Origin of the sequence: Kitasatospora sp. NPDC057542 (assembly GCF_042801945.1) — a bacterium.
GTDB lineage: Bacteria > Actinomycetota > Actinomycetes > Streptomycetales > Streptomycetaceae > Kitasatospora.
The window spans coordinates 1-5,096 of record NZ_JBHVFE010000571.1; the positions used below are offsets into that span (position 1 = coordinate 1).

A 5,096-nucleotide genomic window follows, 5' to 3' on the forward strand; every position below is an offset into this window, starting at 1 on the left:
GGACTTGAGTCCCGGGCAGTCGACCGCAGCTAGTAGTAGCCCTTCGAGCCGTCGAGGAGCTCCCGGACGATGTCGGCGTGCCCTGCGTGGCGGCCCGTCTCCTCGATGAGGTGGATCAGCATCCAGCGGAGGTTGGCGCCGCCGCTGCGGAAGCCGGGGTGGCGGCCGACGTCGTCCAGGGAGGCCGCCGCGACGATCTCGTTGCTGCGGGCGCACTGGGCCTCGTACTCCGCGAGCAGCTCGGCGAGGGGGCGGCCGCCGGTGTGCCAGTCGGCGTCCTCGTCCGACTCGTCGAACGCCGGGTTCTGCTTCTCGTCGCCGCCGAGGAACAGCACCTCCAGCCAGAGGTGTTCGGTCCAGCGCATGTGCGAGACGAGGCCGGCCATCGTCATGGTCGGCGAGGTCGGGATGACCGAGCGGTGCGCGTCCTGGTCGTCCAGCCCCTCGCACTTCCAGCGCAGGATCTGCCGTTGCAGGTCCAACCAGCCGATGAGCGCGGTGCGTTCGTCCGCTTGGAGTGGGGGGCGTTCCAGTTCCGATGCCATGGCGGTGCAGGCTACCGGGGCGATCCGACGGGCGCACCGGATTTACGCGTGCGGCCCGGTGGACCGGGCGCGGGCAGGAAGCCGGCAGGGCCGACTGCCTGCCCTTGCGCGCGCTCTCAGCCGGTGTGGAGGACCCGGAAGCGGTCGGGTGCCGCCGGATCCCGGTCGACGACCTGGACCGGCGGCCAGGCCCATTGCCAGACGCTGCCGTCCGGCGTGCGGGAGAACCGGATCCGTCCGCGGGTGCCCTCGACGGCGACGCGCGGCCAGGATTCGGCGATGCGCGCCCGGTCCGTGCCGTGGGAACGCAGCACGTCGGCGAGGACGGTGACCGTGTCGTAGCCCTCGAAGGCGACGAAGGAGGGCGCTTCGCCCAAGTGCTCGCGCAGGGCCGTCCCGACTCGCGCACCGAGTGGGCCGAGACGCTCGGGCAGGTAGCGCAGGAACGGGACCGCCGAGCCGTCGTCGCCCAGCAGGGCCGCCCACTCGGCGAACTCCGGTTGCCCTGCCGGAGCGCCGATCACGATCCCGGCGAGGCGCCGGTCGCGGCGGACGGACCTGACGATCGATGCCGCCGGCTCCGGGGCGCCGACCAGCAGGAGGAGGGCTGTCGCGCCCTGCCGCACGAGTTCGTCGCACACGGCGGTGGGGTCGAGCTCGCCCGTGTCGAGTTCGATGACGGTGCCGCCGTGCGGGGCGAGGCAGTCCCGCAGGATGCGGGTCCCGGCTGCCCAGTAGACGCTCGGCTGGGTTGCCACGGCGATTCGGCTGTGGCCCGCGCCGAGGAGGAAGTCCGCGTAGATCCGCCAGCTGTGCGACTGCGCCGGGCACAGGCGCGCGACCCACGGGCTCGGCTGTTCGGTGAGCGCGTCGAGCACCGCCGACGTGCAGAGGTACGGCAGGCCGAGGGCGTCGGCCCTGGCGGCAGCCGCCCGGGCGACGACGCTGTGGTACTCCCCGGCCAGGGCGGCCACGCCCAGGCGGGCCAGCTCGTCCACGGCCTCCGCGGCCCGCTGCGGATCGGCCGCGGTGTCCCGGACCACCAGTTCGAGTGGTCGCCCTGCGATCCCACCCGTGTCGTTGACTTCGCGAACGGCCAGTTCGAGCCCGGCGAGCACGTGCCGGCCCGCCTCGACCCAGCCGGGCCGGGTCAGCGGAACGAGAGCGCCGATCCGCACCGGTGGTCCGTCCGTCCGCTCCGCTGCGGACGGCGATGGCGACGTACTCATACGTTGGCGTCTCCCGCGTGACGATTCGGTCGCAGGCTGCCCGGAAACGGATCGCCGAGCGGCAACGCCCGGTGGTACGCGCCCATCGCGCCTCGCCACGGTGAGCGCACCTGCGTGATCATGCGAGGACATTGCATCCACCACCACCGCCACAGGACAAGTGAATTCTCGTTCGCGGTGCCGCCGGTGACGAAGGCCTGCCGGGCTGGGGGTGGCGGACGGTTCGGGACGTTGTCGAACAGCAGGAAAGAGCGGGAAGTCGGCGAGGCCGCCTTCCCGCTCAGGCCGCCGCCGTCGCAGTCGGGGCGGCGGTCGGCGGTTCTAGCAGGGGCTGAGCCAGTAGACCCAGCCCCAGGGGGCCGCGCGGTCCTCGCTGTAGCCGCCGGGGGAGGTCCAGCCGAGGTTGCCGTTGACGTCGTAGAACTTGGCGTACAGGGTGGACCGCTGGTTGTTGATCCACGATCCGGTCCCGGACCAATAGATGCGGACCGGGTAGTTGCAGGTGAACAGGCGCAACTCCTCGCCTGTGAAGTTCGTGCCGCTGTACGCGCACACATAGGTGTACGGGCAGCCCGAGGACAGGCTGTTGGCGTCGAGGTCGCGGGCCCGTTCCTCCCCGGGCAGGGGGAGCAGCAACTCACCGCCGTTCAGGGCGATCTTGTTCACGGCCACCTGGCGCGCCCCGGGTGTCTTGGCGAGGTAGTCGTCCGCCCGGGTCTGCAGGCTCTTGGCCTGGGCACTGTTCAGCCCGAGGCTGCGGGCCTGCGCCGAGAAGTCCGCGCGGGCGGCGCTGGTGCTGCTTGCGCCGGTGGCGGCGGACGCGGCGGGAGCGACGCAGACCGCCAGGGCGGCCGCCACGGCGAGCGGCACCGCGAGCAGGCGCTTCTTCATGGCTCCCACGATCAGGCGTTTCAGCATGAAACCTCCTTGTAGGGGTCCTTCGGAAGCCAATCCTGTCCGGGGCGGGGAGTAGCGTCTTGTAGGAATGCGTACGGCCGGTTGCCCGGACCGTTCCGGGCCGGCCCCGCAAGAAGCCCGACAGCCTGGCCGCCTGCCCGGGCAACACGATCAACCACCTGCTACGACAAGCGAAGCTACAGAGACCTTGGCCCCGCCGCCCCAGGGTGGGGCGGCGGGGCCGGTGGCTGCGGTCAGCGGGCGTCGAACTCGCCGGTGCGGACGGCGGTGACGAAGGCCTGCCAGGCGGGGGCGGGGAAGAGGAGAGCCGGGCCGGAGGGGTCCTTGGAGTCGCGCACGGGCATGACGCCGGCGAAGCCGTCGGCGACCTCGATGCACTGGCCCCCATTTGCGCCGCTGTACGAACTCTTCCGCCAGGAAGCCTCGGTCAGGTCGACATCCACTCCAGGTCCCTCCTTGCCGCACGGATGAAAGCCAGCGATTCGGCCCGGCCAAGGGCCTCGACCGCAAGTCGATCGTAGCTCTTGACTAGCGTGGCAACCGACTTGGTATCGCGATCGATGTAACCGCGCTGCTCAACCTCGCCATAAGCAAGAACTTTGCGGTTCGGCATGGTAAGGAGGGTCGCCATGTGCGTGAACGGCCGGTCCTCGCCCAGAGAGAACGGGGCCACCTGGATGACCACCTCGGGGCGAGTGGACAGCTGCTCAAGGTGAAGCAGTTGTTCGACCATGACGTCACGCCCGCCGACGACCCGCCTGATGCAGCACTCGTCCAGCACCACGTGGAGGAGTGGGGGAGGAGTCCGCTGCAGGACTTGCTGCCGGGCGAGCCTGAATTCGATGCGTTCCTCTGCCAGTTTCAGGGTCGAACCGCCTTGCCTGACGAAACCCATCTGGATGGCGGTGGCATACGCCCGGGTCTGGAGAAGCCCGTTGACGATGTCGTTCTCGAAGATCCTGATCTCTTCGGCAAGAGCCTCGTAACGGGAGTACTCCGGGAAGCCCTCCAAGATCGCGGCATTCTTCAGCTGATACCACATCAGCATCATGGTGCCGCCCGTGTCGAGTGCGATGTCGGAGAGTTCGGCGAGCTTGCGGCTCGGCGGCCGGTGCGCAAGTTCGACATAGGAGAGGTGTGAGGGGGAGCACCCGATGAGCGGGGCCAGCTCCTCCTGGAGGAGGCCCTTGGCCTCTCGTGAGTTGCGGAGTTGGATTCCGAAGGGCGCCCAGGGGCTCGACTCCGGGTCAATCTTCTTCTTGTTCATGGCAGCCCTCAACTTCCGTGTGGCCCCTCGGCAAGTAGCAGGCCGCTTCCGATGCTAGGTGACCTTGCGCCACCATGTGCACAGAAAGTGAAACTCCGATCGCAGAGGGTTCCGTTCCATGGCCCACGACCAAGCCCCCCGCCTCCACGGCTACGGCGTCCGCTGGGACCCCGAGGCCGACCGCTACCGGGTCCGCAACGAGATGACCGGCGAGTGGCTGCGCCAACCCACCGGGGAGCTCGCCTCGTTCGTCTTCTTCGGGGACGCCTACAGTGCCTGGCGGGCCTTCGAGGTCCACAAGCGGCCCGGGGAGAAGTGAGATGTCCTCCACCCTCTCCCGCGCGACCGCCGAGCAGCGCCGCCAGGCCGCCGACGTCCTGGACGACCTCACCACCGTCCTCGCCCTCGGCGGCGTCAAGCCCCCCACCCTCGAAGTCGACTGGGCGGACGGCCGCCTGACGTGCAGCTACCTGCTCCACCTCACCGCCCGCCCGCTCGACCTCCTGCGCATGGTCGACCTGCTGCGCAAGGGGCTGCGCTACGAGCGCCTCACCTACGACGACTGAACCCCCTGCCACGTCGAGAAAGTGGACTCCCCGTGCAAGACCCCCGCCTGCTCGCCAAGCCCCCCGTCTGCCGGCTCGGCTGCCTCGTCCTCGTCCGCAACCAACGCGGCGACGTCCTCCTCGTCGACCCCGACTACATGGACGGCATGATCCTGCCGGGCGGCTCCGCCCGCCCCAACGAGCCGCCGCACCTGGCCGCCGCCCGCCACCTGCGCGCCGACACCGGGCTGATCGCCCGTCTCACCGACATCATCGCCGTCGACTTCACCCCGGCCGACCGCTACCTGGAACGACTCAACCTCGTCTTCGACGGCGGCACCGTCCCCGACAGCGCCCGGATCACCGTCCCGCCCCAGCACAGGAGCGGCCTGCTCGGCGCCCGCTTCGTCCCCGCCCTCGACCTGCCGGCCTTCATGGCCCCCTCCCAGGCCGCCCGCGCCGCCGAGGCCCTCGCCAACCGCTCCGTGCCCGTCCTCCTCCACGGCCAGCGCGCCGCCTGACGGTGCGTGGACACGCCTCGGCCCGGCGCGGGCGGCCGCGCCGGGGGCGTATACACATCGGACGCGGCCGA

Annotated in this window: 8 protein-coding genes; 3 read left to right on the forward strand and 5 right to left on the reverse strand. The window is 70.4% G+C overall.

Translation table 11 applies throughout. From position 1 onward, the window contains the following. Positions 1 to 29: 29 nt before the first annotated feature. From ACFU7Y_RS39770 to ACFU7Y_RS39790, 5 genes are all read right to left on the reverse strand, one after another. Positions 30 to 545, reverse strand: coding sequence for a DinB family protein (locus ACFU7Y_RS39770; RefSeq protein WP_224277158.1), 516 nt, complete (start codon positions 543 to 545; stop codon positions 30 to 32). Between the two features lie 116 nt (positions 546 to 661). Then, positions 662 to 1,774: an ABC transporter substrate-binding protein gene (locus tag ACFU7Y_RS39775; protein ID WP_224277156.1), complete on the reverse strand. Its 1,113-nt coding sequence runs from the start codon at positions 1,772 to 1,774 to the stop codon at positions 662 to 664. Between the two features lie 321 nt (positions 1,775 to 2,095). Then, complete coding sequence (locus tag ACFU7Y_RS39780; RefSeq protein WP_224277155.1) at positions 2,096 to 2,692, reverse strand: peptidase inhibitor family I36 protein; 597 nt, start codon at positions 2,690 to 2,692, stop codon at positions 2,096 to 2,098. Positions 2,693 to 2,925: 233 nt separating this feature from the next. Beyond that, positions 2,926 to 3,135: a DUF397 domain-containing protein gene (locus ACFU7Y_RS39785; protein ID WP_224277153.1), complete on the reverse strand. Its 210-nt coding sequence runs from the start codon at positions 3,133 to 3,135 to the stop codon at positions 2,926 to 2,928. Continuing rightward, positions 3,120 to 3,959: a helix-turn-helix transcriptional regulator gene (locus tag ACFU7Y_RS39790; protein WP_224277151.1), complete on the reverse strand. Its 840-nt coding sequence runs from the start codon at positions 3,957 to 3,959 to the stop codon at positions 3,120 to 3,122. Before ACFU7Y_RS39790 ends, ACFU7Y_RS39785 begins: the two co-directional genes overlap by 16 nt. 118 nt (positions 3,960 to 4,077) lie before the next feature. Between ACFU7Y_RS39790 and ACFU7Y_RS39795 the strand changes: the two genes are divergently transcribed. The 3 genes from ACFU7Y_RS39795 to ACFU7Y_RS39805 are packed head-to-tail and all read left to right on the forward strand — an operon-like array spanning position 4,078 to position 5,025. Then, positions 4,078 to 4,278, forward strand: a complete 201-nt coding sequence (locus ACFU7Y_RS39795) for a hypothetical protein (RefSeq protein ID WP_224277149.1) — start codon at positions 4,078 to 4,080, stop codon at positions 4,276 to 4,278. Position 4,279: 1 nt separating this feature from the next. Continuing rightward, a complete protein-coding gene (locus ACFU7Y_RS39800; protein WP_224277147.1) occupies positions 4,280 to 4,525 on the forward strand; it encodes a hypothetical protein in 246 nt (81 codons plus the stop codon). Positions 4,526 to 4,557: 32 nt separating this feature from the next. Further along, positions 4,558 to 5,025, forward strand: a complete 468-nt coding sequence (locus tag ACFU7Y_RS39805) for an NUDIX domain-containing protein (RefSeq protein WP_308020161.1) — start codon at positions 4,558 to 4,560, stop codon at positions 5,023 to 5,025. The last annotated feature ends 71 nt before the right edge of the window (positions 5,026 to 5,096 follow it).